This is a genomic window from Prevotella sp. tc2-28 (assembly GCF_900107705.1).
In the GTDB taxonomy this organism is placed as follows: domain Bacteria; phylum Bacteroidota; class Bacteroidia; order Bacteroidales; family Bacteroidaceae; genus Prevotella.
In genome coordinates this window covers 123,547-140,467 of record NZ_FNRE01000008.1, presented here as the reverse complement: position 1 = coordinate 140,467, position 16,921 = coordinate 123,547, and the positions used below count along the sequence as shown (strand labels likewise).

Genomic DNA, 16,921 nt, shown 5'->3' with positions numbered 1-16,921 from the left:
TTTTGTTTGTAGTTTGTTTCTGCAAAGGTACGAACTATTCATGAAACTTCCAAATATTTAGTTTGGAAACGGATTTATTTGCAAGATCTTAACTGAAAAGTCACCAATTTATCATTATATATTAAGGGCGGACAACCATTGGTAGTGTCCGCCCTCGTAGTATTTATTGAAGGTTTTGATTACTTCTGAATGTGCTTTACGCCATTCTGAATCACTACACCCTTATAGCTCTTGTCAACCTGCTGACCAGCGAGGTTGTAGACAGGAGCGTTTACGTCAATAGTCTCAGACTTTACAGCGTTGATGCCAGTGGTGCCACGAGTAATAATCAACTTTGTAATAAATGTACCAGTTCCACCAGATCTACCTATGTATAACGCATCTGCATCTGCTTGTAGAGTGTATTTTTGATCTACGGGGTCGTCAGCAGATTTTTTTCCGTTTACAAAATTCTCTGTAGTATAGAATGCAGAACCATCAAGTGCAGAACGGAAAGCAATTGTGGCAGTTTTTTCATCATCATGGTTGTATGCACCTGCTATTGTAATCACATCGCCCGTTTTGAAACCACCGGCAACAGACAGTTCAGCATAATAATACTCAGCTGTTTCGTTTTTGAATGATTTACCAAACTTGATTCCTTCTACAGCATCAGTGTTGGTGTGAATCTTCACTGTTGAATAAGTAACCTGATCAGGATCAGTTGTTTTCAATGTAATGCCATCTTTACTTTCAGGATAATTAATCAATTTGGTTTGTGCGTTTGCACCTACGGCCATAAGAGCCATTGCAATTAGAGTAAAAAATTTCTTCATACGCTTTTTGTTTTGTTTAAAATGTTAGTATATAAGTTATTTAAATGAGTTTAAACTCATTGCAAAATTACGACAAATCTTTGATTCAGCCAAACATTTGTTTCGATTTTACAAAGAAATCTTCCGTAAAGGTTTACGCAGAATCTTCAAAAAAAGCGGGCACCGTGGTGGTGTCCGCCTTTTTAGTGATTATAGAGTATTGCTTACTTCCAAGCTGCACCTGTAGCCCAACGCTGGTCACCAATCTTCTTGGTATAGATGGGGTGAGCCTTTACGCGTTCAGTCAGGTTGTAGTAGAAACCGTCAACATTATGACGATGCATGTTGGCATCACCATTTACACCCAGTGGCTGTGGGTCTTTGAAGAGCTCCTCTGGAGTCAACTGATAACCAACGGCATCACTTTCGTTTTCGTTGCGATTGTCACCGAACTTGATCTGTGTCTCACCGTATCCTCCAATGTTGAGGGCACCCTTCTGATAACCTGCACCGCTTGATGTGTGGCTGAACGGATAGTTGGTGAACAGACCATCATTCAATGTCGTTGAAGCATCTGTCGATGCCTTATAGCTACCCCATGCAGGAACGGTTGTTGCATAGTTGTCTGCGAAGTCATAAGACATGTCCTTGGTGTCAATGCGCATACCACGCATGTAGAGACTACGGTCGTCGCTATCGCCCTTACGTACTGTGACAAAGAGGTTCTTCTTAACGGTAATCTTACTGCCGGCGGGAGCATAGCGAGTCTCAAGGAACAATCCATGACCAGAACTACTGGAGCGTGGGCTGAGGTTGACAAACGTGTTGTTCTCTATCTCGATGTTCCATGTGGTTCCGGCAGGCCAAGGCAGGTTACCGTTTTCTGATACGAATGCATGCTTAGGCACATCAATAAATGAGTTGTTCTTAATCTTCAGGTCTTTGAAGAAGTTAGAGTCCTTACGGTTACCAGGACCAGCAAACCACGAGTATCCACGACCGTTAGCATCGTATGGACCACAGTCGGTGAATACACATCCCTCGACAGTCATGTGCTCGATGAGCTGGCGGTTTGGACCCTGGAATCGGATGAATCCACGGGTCAGACCACTGAACGAACAGTTGGTAATGCTAAGTTCGCTCAATGAGAATGACAAGCCTTGAGAGTTCATGTTGATAAAATAGTTACCGCCAATGCTGTATTGTGAGTTACCGCCTTTACCATTCTTATCCATGTAGTTCCATACAATATGAGGATGGAAATTGATCTGGTTGAAGCGTATAGGCTGGATACCCAGCGAAACACCGTTCTCAGCACCGCTGGCTGCATTACGGCAAAGCATAATGGTAACGGCATTGCCAGACATGCCTGCGTCGTCGCTTGTTCCAACACCAAGAAGAACCTCTGCACGGCCCTTACCTGCTGCAATATCATCTGGGTTGGTCTCCAGAGTAAAGCCCTTTGTCATGTTAAAGCTGGAAGTCATATAATAGGTCTTACCTCCCTCAAGATAGTAAATCTGACCTTCTGGAATAGTATTGTCCTTCATATAGTTGATGAAAACGGTATCAATACGCGTGGCTTTACCCAACAATTCCTTTGCATTCTTTACGGTATTGGCAAGAATCGTATCGTTTGGATCTGGAGCCCACTTAATAACGATAGGATCTTGTGGATCACCTTGCATACGAACCATGGCACTATTGAAGTTACCATCAAAATGGCGAGGAACCTTTGTGTTCCAACCATTAATAATATAGGCAGCGTTGGGCTCCAAACCATCGAAATCCACGTAGCCTTTAGCCAAATCAGCTGATGTGATTTCACGTGTAATCGTTGGCAGGTCGGCGTTGTCGGCAGAAGGCTCAAGTGTGATTCTATCGAACACCCATGTGTTGCTCTCTGGGTTGTAAACGAGATTTTGAGAAGCAGCGAGGAAGTCTTTGTAACTATCAATACCTTCTACAGTCGTAGCAAAATTAACTCGCATGGTGGTCTTTGTTACATTCTCTACTGAGAATACAGAGGGAATATCGTAACGCATACCAGTGTTCAGCGAACCTGTGAACAATGCACCACGGTCGTCGTCACGACTCATGTCTGCTTGGTGTCCAAGGTCGTCAGAACCATCAGCAGCCTCGCCAATCCATCCTGACCACTTTGAGTTATAAGCTTCACCCTTTGGAGAGATAGCTTGCAAGCAATAGAGATAGCCTGTAGAATAGGCCAAGTCCTGATGAAGGAAGCTCAATGGATGCTTGCCGTCCTTCACGTAAAGAATGGTGTCAAGTACCTCATCGTTATTCCAACGACCGCCTTGAACCTTTCCTTTCAGGTGATAGGCAACAGCACCGTCTACGGCATACCAGTTCAACCAGATGTCGTTGACATGAGTGCTTCCACTATATTGGAATTGGGCAGCAGATCCACAACCATATTGGTCGGAACTATTGCCTGTGTTCTGCGTAACGCGGAACTGAGGCATGAACAGACGGTCACTCTGATGAGTGTAGTTGTCTGTTGCTTTGTCGTCGTCCTTACAGCTGGTAAGCACCATAGAGGCACTTGCCAAAAGCATAAGGAGGAAAATACTATATTTTTTCATCGTAAGTCAATGTTTTAGAATTAATAACCATAGTAATTCTTATAAGCTCCATTACTTCTCGTAACAGCATCCTGTGGGATGGGGAGAATGTAGCGTACCGGAGGTAAAATGCTGAAGTCCATATCAGCAGACAGCTCAGGCATAGTAGCGGGAATCTTATTACCCTCTACATCAATATAAATGTAACCACGCAATGAGCAACGAATCTGAGGACGTGCACCTGTGTCATCCTGCCAGCTGAACCATGAAGCCTGTGTCCAGGCATCTTCTCCAGTCGTAGGAGGCATGTACTTACCGTTCAGACCAAAGTTCTCCCACATGTTGTCAATAACCAAATCGTCTGACTCATACTTGAAGAATTTCAGAACGGGCAGTGTCTTGTTGGGATAGTTGTAATCTGTAGGATAGAGTTCATCTCCAGGATTTACAATCTTATAGAAGATGTCGGTAGGATAGGTATCGAATTTGTCGTCCAAATCGTAGGTATAGTCATCTGTTGCCTTACCATAGTAAGTCCAGAAGGTCTTGAATACAACTTCTGCATAACGATTCCAACGTACCAGATCCTTCCAACGTGTGCCTTCACCAGCAAACTCCCATGCACGCTCGTCGAAGATGAGATCGAAGAATTCTTCCTTGCTGCCTGCAGACTCCACGTAAGCATCAACCATTAAAGCCTTATTAGTGGCATTGCGGAATGCGCGCTCACGAACTGATTTCAGAGCAGACTTAGCTGCTGCTGTAGGACCATTGTTGATTTCATTCTCAGCTTCAGCAAACATCAGCAAAACATCTGCATAGCGCATATAGGGGAAGTTAATACCAGTGTTGCCACTGCTGGTCACACCCTGACGATGTCCCTCATCCCAGAACTTAGACCACTTGTTACAGTAGTTGTTGTAGTCGTTGAGCAGTACAGGCTGTCCAAATCCGTCATAGCGCCAGTATCCGATAGCATCACGGCGAGCATCTTCAGGATCATAGCTGAAACGGAAGAATGCATTCAGGCGGACACCACCATTGCTGGTACCCCAGTAGTTGGGAGCTTCTGTTCCACCAGCAGCAGTCTCGTCGCCCTTAGGACCATGAGCATAGCCGATATTACCATTTACGTTCATTGTAAACGGAATCTCAAAGATGGGGTCATCAGAATTGTTAACCTTATAGTTACATTCGTCAATGAATACCTGATACCAGTCCTTTGTAAGTTTATGTGTACCGGCAGTCATAACAGAGTCACAATAGTCACGTGCGACCTTATAATACTCGATGTAGTCGTCAGCGCGCTTCATGGTGCCAACTTCCTTCGGAGCATTTACGTTAGGACGCAGTGAATAACCTCCGCGATAGAGCGCCATGCGGGCAATCAGAGCCCAGGCAAACTCTTTGGTACAACGCTCAATGCCCTGAGTGACATTGGAAGAAAGCTTCATCTTTGGAGCAGCAGCCTTCAAGTCGTTGATGAGGGTGGTTAGAATGACGTCGCGGTCAGTCTGAGGCATTACCAGACTTTCAGCATCGTAAGAACGTGTGAGTGAGAAAGGAATATCGCCAAACATAATCACAAGGTCAAGATATTGCATGGCACGCATACACTTGGCCTCACCAATCATCTGAAGCATATCCTCGTTGTCCTTAAGACCGCTTCTTTCAGCAGCATTGACAAAGTTGTTGGCGCGCTCTATCAGTGTGTAGGCGGCATTCCAAGTACTCATCAGGCCGCTGGCGTCGGCCTCGGCATCGAACAGTTTGTACTCATTGTGGGCGGCCACTTGAGACTCGGCAGAGCTAGTGGTGAACTCCACATCGCTGTTCAAATCGTAGGTTGTCAGATAAGCATTGCCATAGGTGTTGTTATTGGCAATAGCTGCATAGACACCGTTAAGCAGGGAATTGGCTTCGTTGAGGTTGCTGAACACATAGTCGTCAGTAACGCTCGATGGAGCTTCAGGCTCCATGAAGTCACTACAAGCGCTCAGGCCAATTAAAGCAAGTCCTGCGATGAATATATTTTTCTTCTTCATAGTAGTTGCAGAATTTTAGAATGACAAGTTAAAACCAAACAGATAGCTACGGTTACGTGGGTAACGGTTGTAGTCAACACTTGGAGTCAGACCGCTCTGAATGTCGACTTCAGGATCGTAACCACTGTATTTGGTGATGCAGAAAAGGTTAGAACCAGTAAAGTAGACACGCAGACGCTCTACACCAAACTTGCTGGTAATCTTCTTAGGCAAGGTGTAACCAACTGTTACGTTCTGCAGACGCAAGAACGAACCATCTTCAACGAAGTAAGAGTGAGTGTAGTCACTGTTGACGCGCATGGGATTCCATAATGACTTGCCAGCATTGATGCGCTCATACTCGTCCATATACTGAATCTTCTGGCTGTTGTTTACCAGCTGCTCACTCATCCAATAAAGAGACTGTGAACCATCAGCATTTGTGTTGTAGATGTCTCCGAAGTAAACCCAACGGCTTGCGTAGTCAAAGTCAGATGATACGTTCAGAGGACTTGTGCTGAGGTTGTTGCCTGTAGAAGAAGACAGACGGTACTTTGTTGCATTCAATACGTCAAAGTTGAGGAAATAAACGAAGTTTGCATTGAAGTCAAAGTCCTTCCAACGTCCGCTGAGACCGAAACCACCTTGCAGGCGTGGGTTGGTATTACCAATCACGGTGCGGTCGTTCTCGTCAATCTGTCCGTCACCATTCAGATCCTTGAACTTGGGATCACCAGGATGCACGTTGTTGACTGCGGTATCAGTGTTCTTGGCATAAAGGCCGTTGACAACACCTTCTTTTAATTTATAGGTGAAACCGTCGCGCTCAAAATCATCGAAGGTGTAAATTCCATCATAGACGAAACCATAAATCAGACCGATTTCCTCACCAACGCGGAGGCAGAAATCGTCAAATCCAGGATTCCATCCACCCTTCTTACTGCTGGCCCAAATAACGGTATCCTCATTGTTCAACTGGTCAACCTTTGTCTTGTTGTAACCCATCGTAGCGTTTACACTCAAGTCAAAGTTTTTCTGCTGGAACATCTGGTAGTTAATAGTCAACTCGACACCCTTATTGGTAACTTTACCTACATTCTGCTGCTGGTAAGTATATCCAGATGTTGTCGGGATAAGACTCTTGTAAAGCAGGTCTTTTGTTGTGTTCCAATAGAATTCTGGTGTGATGGTCAGTCTTCCGTTGAAGAAACTCATGTCAAGTGCCAAGTTGCGGTTCGTGGTAGTTTCCCACTTAATTCCTTCATTGGGGAATGTGTTGCTGGCTGCATAATAAGTCTCGCCATTCTCGGAAATAGTGCTTTCGCCCCAGCTTGGTCCGCCATTTTCACTGATGCTATACTGATAGCGCCAGAGGTCGTCGCCGATATCATTGTTACCAGCAAGACCGAACGAAGCACGAACCTTCAGTTGGCTCATGATATTCTTGTTCCACCAAGGCTCTTCAGAAACAACCCATGCTCCAGATACAGAGGGGAAGTAACCCCACTGGTGGCCAGGAGCAAACTTGGTGCTACCATCGGCACGGAACGTGAATGAAAGCAAGTATCTGTGCTTGTAGTTGTAGTTGGCCTGTCCAAAGAATGACAACATGCGGTCAGGAGTCTTTACGGTAGAGGTAGACTTGTAGGCAGAACCTAGTCCCATGTTAGCAAAAGCCTTGTTGGGAGAGATGAACTGTGGGAAATAACGTGATGCGTTAATTCTGGTGGTACGCTGGTCGTCATACATTTCGTGACCTAACAGTACAGAAATGTTGTGGTCTTCCTTAACGGTGAAAGAGTAGTTCAGCGTATTGGTCCAAGTGTACTTGTTACGACGAACGTCGGTAATCTGAGCAACAGGTTTGTCCTCATTGCTATGTGCGGTGTCAGTCAGGTAGCCCCAGAACTGATTCTGATCGCTGAATCCCCAGAATTGTGCGATGTCTGTACGGAATACCAGGTTGTCAATGATTTCCCATGACAATGAAGCTTGGTTTGTGAAGCTGTAAGAGTGCTTCTTCATATAGTTCTGGTCGATGTCGTCCATAGGACTTGCCAACTTCCAGTAGCGCTCCTGGTTGTAAATAAGAGCAGCCTCGTTACTGTGAGTGAACTCACGGTAACCATTGGTGGGACGGTAGCGAAGAACACCAACCAAACCACCAGTACCGATGCCATCAGCACCTGCGCCTAAGTCACGACGATAGGTGAAGCGGGGATTGATGGTTACTTTCACGCGTGGTGAAATCTGAAGGTAGATCTTACTGTTCATGTTGGTACGACGTACGCCGGAATTCTCAATGATACCGTTTTCATTGTGGTGAGTCAAAGAGGTGCTGAAACGTATTTTGTCATTACCACCGTTGATAGTCGCATTGTACATCTGAGTCCATGCAGTGCCGCCCATCAGCTCGTCTTGCCAGTCGTGGGTTGTAGCATTGCGATAAATGTCCATATCAGACGGGTTACCGAAGTTAGTACGGAAAGCATAGTTGTTTGTCTTGTTGTTGTAAGACAGGTCACGCTGATACTTTACAAACTCGTAGGCATCAAGCATATCCTGCTTTCCTGCCAGCTTCTTAGCCTGTGCGTAGGCGTTGAATTCAACTTTCAGCTTACCTTGCTGGGCTGACTTGGTGGTTACAACAACTACACCATTACCACCTCGTGCACCGTAGATTGCAGTCAGAGAAGCGTCCTTCAGAACGTCAATGCTTGCGATATCCGTAGGAGGAAGGTCATTAATGTTGTCCTGCTGGAAACCATCTACAATGTAAAGAGGTTGGTTGTTCTGTCCGAGGGCAGCACCACCACGAATCTTAATGTAGATGTCAGCACCAGGAGCACCGTCGACCGTACTAATCTGCACACCGGCGATCTTACCCTGCATAGCTTCAGCAGCAGAGGCAACGGGAACCTGTGCCAGTTTAGCACCGCTGACAGAACCGACCGAACCGGTCAGGTCTTTACGAGCCTTGCTGGTGTAACCAACAACAACGACTTCCTCAAGGGCTGCGTTGTCGTCTTGTAACTGAATCTTCAGATCGGGGCCTGCGGTGACTTCCTGTGATACCATACCGATGTATGATACTACAATCGTCTTTCCATGCTGCAGTTTCAGTGTAAAGTTACCGTCGAAGTCGGTAACAGCTGCATTTTTGGCATTACCCTTCTCAACTACGGTCGCGCCAATAACGGGTTCTCCCGTCTGGTCTGTAACCGTTCCCTTAGCGATGGTCTGTGCCGAAACTTGACCACATACTAAGAGCAGACACAATAAAAGTGTCGTTCGGAAAATACTCTTAAATTTAACAGACATAAAATTAGTAGTTTTAATAAAATTAATAAAATAGTAGTATATTCTGCCTGCAAAGGTACGCAAAATAATCGAGAAACGTGAATATTTCTTAATAAATTCTTTGAAAACGTTTACGTATTTTATGTTCGAGACCAGATTTCTTGCAATAAGCGACCCTTATTTTCCAATAACCCTGGGTTAAGAGGTTAGGTCTTTTCTTTATTCTGTGTCGACTTGTACGAAGTCTGGCCTGACATCGGCCTCTTCCGTCTGTATGGTAATATCGTTGAAGTGAATATTCCGAGTGTGTCGCACAAAAAATCCCTTGGCGGGCAGACAGCCCCACATGGTGGATTCCGGATAGTCTTTCTCTTTCTCATCCTTGACAGACCTCTCTATCTCTGGCAGATCACTGGCCTTTATTCCTCCTTTATGATGGATGCTGATGTGTGAGAGCCATACGTTGGTAACAGGGTGATTGGGAAGCCCTGTAATGCTGCACCCCATGGCACCCGCATTGCGTATTTGGATGTTGTCCAAATGTATGCCATTGATGCTTCCAACGTGGTCGATGGGGATGAGTGAATCGAAATCGGTTCCTTTCAGTTGATAGCCTCTGGCCCGATTGCCCAGGCGGATAAAGATGGGAGACTCCGTTCCTTCTACATTGATATTTGATACATTGACGTTTTCCATCAGTCCGCCATCCACAATCTCCAAGGAAATAGCAGAAGAACCTATCCATTGTCCGAAGAACTTTTCTTTTTGGTCGTAGCTGGGCTTGACAACAATATTACTGATGTTGATGTTGCGGAATCCTCCATTTGTTTCGGTGCCGAGTTTGATGGCATTGCAGTGACTTGACACGATGCAATTGGCAATACTGATGTTCTCGCAGAGACGGGGAGAAGTGGACTTGAGTGTAATGCCGTCGTCGTCGGAATCTGCCATCATACGGGTGACAGTCACTTCGTGGCATCCGTCCAGGTCAAGTGCATCGTTGTTGTAGTTATTCCGGTTGAATACCTTGATGCCGTCAATGGTCAGACGGTCGCAAGCCAGATAGTGCTGCATCCAGCAACCGCTGTTCTTTAGGGTGATGTCTTTGATGGTAATGTCGCGGCTCTGGATGAAGCGGAGTAGGTGAGGGCGAGTGATGCCTTCGTCGTTCCATGATAGCTTCTTGAATGTGCGTCCCCTTCCGTCGATTGTTCCATAGCCATCGATAACGACATTGTTCGCCTTGTCGGCATAGATGAGTTGGATGGTGCTGGTCTGTGTGCGTAGCGATACATAGTCTGACTTCATGGGGAGGTAGTCTTCCAGTCGGGTGCTTCCATAGAGTGTGGCACCATGCTCGAGATGCAGATGAACATTGCTCTTGATGACTATTGTACCTATTTTGTAGCTGCCTGTTGGAATGACAACCCTTCCGCCGCCATCGCGGTTGCAGTCGTCAATAGCCTGTTGAAGTGCGGATGTGCTTAGTTGCGTAGTGTCGTTCACTGCACCATATTTCATGATGTTGTAGTCGGCTGCCTGGATATTGAAGGCCGCAGAGGTTAATAGGAGTAGTAAGGCTTTTCTCATAGTGTTGTTGTGAATTGTTTTAGTATATGAGGATGTTTCCAGTCATCTTTAGTAGAATTTGTTGTTGCAAAGATACGAATTAAGGATGAAAGCACCAAATAAATCAGAATATGATTAGTATATTTTGGTGGCAGCAGGGTGGCAGCAAAATTCGATTTTTAGCGAAAAACAACAAGAAAATATAGTTCTCCCAAAAATATTTGAGCTGAAAGGGGAAATATACCGAGCCAAAAGGGGAAAAGAGCCGAACTAAAAGGGACGGAGATACAGGTTAGTCGGGTTGAGGACGTACGCGCTAAATATTTGCATCGTACGGGGCAAATGCTTGTAGCGTTCGTTCGAAAATCTTGCAGCAAACGCTGCGGGATTTGTTTCTTAGAGACTTTACTTCGTCAATGGGAAGTAGTGAATAGTGCCTCCTATTTTCTGTCTGCGCAGAGTGGGCTGTTCGCCAAGGCAGAGATGGTCTAGATAGCGCTGGGCGGAGTGATATTTCAGACCGGACTTCATCATGAAGATTTGAATGGTGGTGAACCCTGAAATCATGGCGCGTCGTAAGGCTTCGTTCATATAGGCTTTGTCGTGCATCTGGGCATTTCCTACAATGGTACCTTTCTTACGGAATCCCTTCTGCTTGCTGTGTACATTCTTTACGAATCGCTTCGAGGGAGTCAATTCGATACCGGCAAACTTGACGTCTTTGCCACTGACCTTGGAGGGGTCGGTGAAGTCGCCCTTCAGTTTGATTTTTGGCGCAAACACGCCCAGTGGTGTTTCTACACGATAGCCATCGGCCAGCCATTCGCTGCAAACGTCGATAAACGTGTCGAACGCCATCTCCACCAGTCCGCTGTTCAGTCCCTTAAATCGGCAATAAGTCTCAACGTCCTCCATCGTGCGTTTGTAAGGAGCAGACGGACGGGCATATAGCAACGGCTTACCGTCCTCGCCTGTCGTGGGGCGTGGCTGTAGTTCGAACAACATTCCGTCAGTCTTACGTGGCATAGTTCTTACTTTTGATTGCAAAGATACAAAAAAAAGAAGGTAAATCCAAATGTTCTTGTAGAAATCTATCAAGAAATAATAGCGGAGGGCATTGCGCTCTCCGCTATTTTTATAGATAGGGTGTAGGATTATTCGCTCTTGAATCCGTAACCGTTCTTGAATTTACCATTCGCACATACGTTAGGAGTGAATGGCCAGTAGTGGATAGGAGCCTTTACGTAGTCGTAGTCAAGGAACAAGTTCTTCTCGTATTCTTCACGATTGGCGAGAAGAGTTTTACCCCAATCCACAGCCTTGTATCCGTCAGCAATAAGAGCGGCAGGATCTGAAACTGGCTGGAACAGACCTTGGATTGCCAAGTTCGGAGCATAGCTTGCATCAACTTGCAGACCATAGGAAGCCCAGTCGTCATTAACACCGCGCCAGCCAGGATAAAGCAAAGGATCGTTCTCCTGTCCTGCAGGGCACTGAGCTGTCAGACGATGTCCCTTAATAGCTTTTGCATCAACAGACTTGGTGTAAACTACAGAAGAGATGACGTTTCCGTTTTCGAACTGATAGTAGCCATTGGCAGCGAGTCCATCCATCATCTTTGTCGTGAGTTCCTTGATGGCTTTAATCTTCTTGCCAATGAGACCGGTACGAATCAGAACAGTACGACGGTCGCCCTCGCCTGCAAACTCGAAACCACGCTCATCGATGACGGCCTCTAACAAGGAGCCTTCTTTTGCAATGAATGCATCAACATTACCCTTGCCGGCACCACCGAATGCACGGTCACGAATAATAGTCAGATATTTCTTTGCTTCTGAATCATCGCCAAGGGCAGCACAAGCCTCTGCATAGCCCAGATAGATTTCTGACATACGCATGTAAGGACCATTGATACCAGACTTACGCTGAGCAGCAGTCCAAACCTTAGTCTGACGGTTCTCGTCCCACTTGTTTAAAGAGATACCACCACCCTTGCCTTGGGAACCTGGGTTGAATGGAAGCAGAATCTCGGTACCATTACCACCATTAGATGCCGTTACAGTGCAGCTAACATCACGACGCATATCCTTTGGATCGAAAACGCCATAATAGAAAGCGGGGTTGATACGTCCCTGACCATAGTTCTTACAAGGATAGTTGTTCTTGCTACCACCTGTTGAAGGACGTCCAAAAGAGTAGGGGCGAGAATCGTTCGCACTGCTACCTTGGGCAATGTCATATTCGTAGATTGATTCATCAGCAAATCCAGTATCATCCATATGCATCTGCTGGAAGAAATACTGGTAAGGATTGCCATAGGTACGACCGCTCTCATCCTTACGAGGATCAACAGTGATAAACTTAGCACTACCGGGGTTGTCAATGACAGCCTTGAAATATTTCTTCGCAATCTCATAGTAGTACTTCCAGTCTGTACGACGACCATAGGTGGCTCCGTTGTTCTCAGTACCCATCGTCTCGAAGGTCAGTGCATCACCATCGCCATCTACACGGGCAATGTCACCACGGCGAGTCTGATAGCCTCCAGCCTCGAGAGCGATACGACCGATAAGTCCCTGAACATAGGTGCGAGAGAAATAGTTCTTGCCTGTGATGCCAGGAATCGAACCAACACGATACATAAGTGGTTCTGCGGCAATCAGTTCTTCAAGAATCACATCATAAATAGAGTCACGACCACAGAGTGCTCCAGTGTCTGTTACCTTACCACTCAGATAAGGAACATCACCGAAGTATTTCAACAGTTCACGGTATGCAGTTGCTTTCAATGCGACGGCCTCACCATAAAGCTGCCCCATTGTGCTTTCTGTTCCAGCAGCAATCATATCATCAAAGCCAGCAGACTGTTGTGTGGCAGCGACCACAATGTTTGCCTTATTGATGACAGCATAGAGGGCGGCATAAGTATCATTTTCTTTCTGATAACTCAATAGCGCATATTGGCTTGCGTATGTGCCGTTCTGGTAGAAACATTCTGGATAGTGACGACCTGGTTGTGCAGTGAAACCTTCAGGATGACGTTCAATATCAGAACCGGCAACATCAGCTGCATAGAAAAGTCCATCGCCGAAAACTTTGTTGCTGGCTGCAGTCTGCCAGTCAGAGTATGCTCCTTCCAGTGCTGCACGAGCAGTCTCGCTGGTAGAGAACACAAAGGCGGCATCCGTCTTGGATGGAGAGTCTGTCTCCAAATAATCGCTACATGAGTTGAGTGTCAGAACACCTGCAGCACATAGTATTGAATATAATATTTTTTTCATACTTATTAATCCTCCCTTAAATTTAGAATGCAACATTAAGACCAAAAGTATAAGTTCTGGCGCGTGGATAAGAGTTCCAGTCGTAGTTGGGAACGGGGAAGCCGTCCTGTCCGCCTGGACGGGTGTTGACATCGGGGTCAATACCCTTATAGCCAGCAATACAGAAGAGATTACCACCTGTGAAGTAAACACGCAGGTTGCTGATGCCTACCTTCTTGGTCAGGAACTTAGGAATGGTATAACCAATGGTCAGAGTGTTTAAACGGAGGTATGAAGCATCCTCGATGAACTCAGACGAAACGATACCATACTCACAGTATGGAAGAGCGTGTTTCGCACCAGCGTTCATAGCTGCCAATTTGTCGCGATCGGTAACGGCAACGAGATCGCCCTTGGCATCAACGTCGTACATCTTCCAGCAGTCAGAAACGAGAGCTAAGCGGTTCCAACCGTAGCTGGTATTCTTGTTACCCATCATTGAGTGCATTGCGTTGGCGTTGTAAACGTCACCGCCAATCTGATATGCAAAGCCAGCAGAGAAGTCAATACCCTTCCAGTTTGCATTGATGTTGAAACCACCAGTGTGCTTAGGCATGGTGTGACCTATAATGCAAGCGTCGTCTTCTGTTACGGTACCACTACCGTCAGTGTCTTCAAATTTTACTACACCAGGGAATGCTACTTGTCCCTCAGGGGTATTGTAGGTCTTGTTACCTACACCAGTGTAGTTAACCACACCACTAATATCAGGAACTCCCTTCTTTAGCGTCCACACACCATTCGTTACGTCGAAGTCGTCAACAGTGTAGAAACCGGCTGATTTGTAACCAAAGATGGTACCAACAGGCTCACCCTCACGGATGATGTAGTCATTGTATGGGCGCTTCATGCTTGATCCCCAGTTGGTATGGGTATCAGCATTGACGCCAGCGACAACCTCTTCCACATTATTCTTATTATAGTTATAGGTGGCGTTAACACTGATGTTCAAATCCTTAGAGCGATAAATCTCATAGAACAAAGCAAGTTCAAGACCTTTATTGCTGGTCTTGCCCACATTTTGGTATTGGTAGCTGTGACCTGTTGTCTCAGCAACAGGCACCTTCATCAAGATATCTTTGGTGGTATTCCAGTAGAGGTCAATGCTACCACGAAGTTTGCCATTCCAGAAACCAAAATCAATACCAAGGTTACGGCTAACAGTGGTTTCCCACTTCAGGTCAGGATTAGCAAGGATGTCACCAGGCTTGAAAGTTACGGTACGCTTGTCACCATTCCACACGATTGATGGTACCCAATATTCCTTCCACAGGCTTGCATCAATGGCATCGTTACCAGAAGAACCAAAAGAGAGACGTAACTTCAAGTTGTCAAGCCAATCCTTTGTGTTTGCCATGAAAGGCTCATCGTTAATACGCCAACCCACAGCTGCTGAGGGGAAGTAACCCCAGTGATTGTTGGGAGCAAAATTAGAACTACCATCCGCACGGAATGTAGCGGTGAAAAGGTAGCGGCCTAAGAAATCGTAGTTGACACGGCCGAACCAAGAAAGTGTGTGTTTGGCTTCACCAATAGTGCTTTCGAAATCAGAAACTTTTTTAGTTTGATCATAATATGCTTCCTTCATGTTGTACATGTTGATCAGTCCAAAAGCACGATCCATGTCAAATTCGGAAGGGAATCCTGCGCCGGTAATCTTACTGCTGTTTGATTTACTAGCCAGCACTTCGTTACCAAGTAGGAATGACAAGTTATGATCCTCGCCAAGGCCTTGTACCTGATAGTTCAGCGTAGTTGCCCAACGGATACCATAGCCATTACCCTTAGTCAACTGTGCCTGATTGTATGGGTTGGTTGATTTTCCTGCATCCCAGTAGTCTGTTTCACTCCAGTTGCGGCTCAGAGATAGCTCAGTCTTAGCTGTGAGTCCTTTGATGACATTCCAAGTCAACGAACCCATACCGCGAATACGCTGGCGTGTGGTGATGTTGGTGTAGTTGTCGATGATTGACAATGGGTTGTAGCTAGCCTCAACGCTTGAGCTACCCATAGAGAGCAGTGAACTGTCGTCTTTTCCTAAGGGATTGTCGATGGGGCGATAGCCATAAACGGAGTTTCCGGCTGCGTAGTCGAAATTAGTACCTTCGATTTTCATCTCGCTGTAACGCAGGTCTGCATCAAAGGTCAAATTCTTTGTGATCTTTTGCGAAATTTTGAAGTTGGCATTCCAACGTTTCATACCAGACTTGATACGGATACCGTCGTCTGTCAGGTAGTTTACGGTGGCATAGTACTTGGTTGCCTCATTGCCACCAGACAGTGAGAGGTCGTGGCTCCATGAACCAGCAGTTCGCATAACATCGTCTACGTAGTTATGAGTTGCAACGTTTCGGTAGTCATTCAGATGATTGCCAAACTGAGAACCCAAACCGAAGTACTCAGCAATACCATCAGCTTCATTCATTCCGTAGAAAGTCGCATAGCTCCAGTTATGAAGTACATAGTCGTAGGCGTCCTGAACATCAAGTGTCTTTGGAGCCTTCTTTATCTGATAGTACATGTTGTACTTAACCTTCGCCTTGCCATCACCCTTTGAACCCTTTGTGGTTACAAGGATAACACCGTTGGCACCACGAGCACCGTAGATGGCTGTTGAAGCACCGTCCTTCAGCACGTCGATACTTTCGATGTTGTCAGCAGGGATATCACTGATGTCGCTAACCTGAACACCGTCAACAATGAACAAAGGGTCGTTGGACTGGGTGATAGAACCACCACCACGAACACGGATAGCCATAGTAGCACCTGGACGACCGTCCTGAGACATGACGTTCACACCGGGTAACTGACCTTGCAAAGCCTGTGCTACGTTAGCAACAGGATTGGCAGCCAGTTTGTCACCGGTTACAGAGGCAACGGCACCAGTCAGGTCGCGACGTTTCATCGTACCATAACCTACAACAACCACGTCTTCCAACGTCGTGTTGTCCTCTTCCATCGTGATATTCATGTTACCAGAGCCCTTCAAAGTCTGGGCTTTGTAACCTACATACGATACCTTAATGGGAGTTCCGGCGGGAGCGTTGACACTGAAGTTACCATCAATGTCTGTGACAGTTCCCTGTCCATTACCAAAGGTAACGCTAACTCCAATCAGTGGTTCGCCAGACTTGTCTTTGACGGTACCCTTGATTGCATTCTGGGCAAAGCCCACTAGCCAAAATGCACAAAGCAACATGGCTAAGAGTAGTCTTCTTTTTTGCATGTTAGTGTTTTGTTTTAATAATTAGGTAGTAAATGTTTTTAAAAAACTTCTGCAAAGATACTATAAATAATCAAAACAAACAAAATTTTAGGGAAGTTTTTTC

General features: G+C 45.9%; 8 protein-coding genes. All 8 read right to left on the bottom strand.

The window, feature by feature from the left end:
• Nucleotides 1–179: 179 nt before the first annotated feature.
• Nucleotides 180–815, bottom strand: a complete 636-nt coding sequence (locus tag BLU47_RS08690; protein ID WP_143025516.1) for a hypothetical protein — start codon at nt 813–815, stop codon at nt 180–182.
• A 203-nt stretch (nt 816–1,018) separates the two neighbouring features.
• Nucleotides 1,019–3,400: a hypothetical protein gene (locus tag BLU47_RS08685; RefSeq protein ID WP_143025515.1), complete on the bottom strand. Its 2,382-nt coding sequence runs from the start codon at nt 3,398–3,400 to the stop codon at nt 1,019–1,021.
• A gap of 20 nt (nt 3,401–3,420) precedes the next feature.
• On the bottom strand, nt 3,421–5,424 hold the full coding sequence (locus tag BLU47_RS08680; RefSeq protein ID WP_091961281.1) for a RagB/SusD family nutrient uptake outer membrane protein: 2,004 nt from the start codon (nt 5,422–5,424) through the stop codon (nt 3,421–3,423).
• Between the two features lie 15 nt (nt 5,425–5,439).
• Complete coding sequence (locus BLU47_RS08675) at nt 5,440–8,724, bottom strand: SusC/RagA family TonB-linked outer membrane protein (protein ID WP_091961278.1); 3,285 nt, start codon at nt 8,722–8,724, stop codon at nt 5,440–5,442.
• 198 nt (nt 8,725–8,922) lie between these two features.
• Nucleotides 8,923–10,293, bottom strand: coding sequence for a glycoside hydrolase family 28 protein (locus tag BLU47_RS08670; protein WP_091961276.1), 1,371 nt, complete (start codon nt 10,291–10,293; stop codon nt 8,923–8,925).
• A gap of 384 nt (nt 10,294–10,677) precedes the next feature.
• Nucleotides 10,678–11,298, bottom strand: a complete 621-nt coding sequence (locus tag BLU47_RS08665) for an HU family DNA-binding protein (protein ID WP_091961273.1) — start codon at nt 11,296–11,298, stop codon at nt 10,678–10,680.
• Nucleotides 11,299–11,426: 128 nt separating this feature from the next.
• Nucleotides 11,427–13,553 (bottom strand): RagB/SusD family nutrient uptake outer membrane protein, encoded by a 2,127-nt coding sequence (locus BLU47_RS08660; RefSeq protein WP_091961271.1) that lies wholly within the window; start codon nt 13,551–13,553, stop codon nt 11,427–11,429.
• Nucleotides 13,554–13,575: 22 nt separating this feature from the next.
• Nucleotides 13,576–16,818 carry a SusC/RagA family TonB-linked outer membrane protein gene (locus BLU47_RS08655; protein ID WP_091961268.1) on the bottom strand — a complete coding sequence of 1,081 codons (3,243 nt, stop codon included), beginning with the start codon at nt 16,816–16,818 and terminating at the stop codon, nt 13,576–13,578.
• Nucleotides 16,819–16,921: the final 103 nt, after the last annotated feature.

Excerpts from the sequence above, each read along its gene's own strand:
- BLU47_RS08665 (WP_091961273.1), bottom strand. The coding sequence starts at position 11,298 with ATGCCACGTAAGACTGACGGAATGTTGTTCGAACTACAGCCACGCCCC.
- BLU47_RS08670 (WP_091961276.1), bottom strand. The coding sequence starts at position 10,293 with ATGAGAAAAGCCTTACTACTCCTATTAACCTCTGCGGCCTTCAATATC.
- BLU47_RS08660 (WP_091961271.1), bottom strand. The coding sequence starts at position 13,553 with ATGAAAAAAATATTATATTCAATACTATGTGCTGCAGGTGTTCTGACA.
- BLU47_RS08675 (WP_091961278.1), bottom strand. The coding sequence starts at position 8,724 with ATGTCTGTTAAATTTAAGAGTATTTTCCGAACGACACTTTTATTGTGT.
- BLU47_RS08655 (WP_091961268.1), bottom strand. The coding sequence starts at position 16,818 with ATGCAAAAAAGAAGACTACTCTTAGCCATGTTGCTTTGTGCATTTTGG.
- BLU47_RS08690 (WP_143025516.1), bottom strand. The coding sequence starts at position 815 with ATGAAGAAATTTTTTACTCTAATTGCAATGGCTCTTATGGCCGTAGGT.
- BLU47_RS08680 (WP_091961281.1), bottom strand. The coding sequence starts at position 5,424 with ATGAAGAAGAAAAATATATTCATCGCAGGACTTGCTTTAATTGGCCTG.
- BLU47_RS08685 (WP_143025515.1), bottom strand. The coding sequence starts at position 3,400 with ATGAAAAAATATAGTATTTTCCTCCTTATGCTTTTGGCAAGTGCCTCT.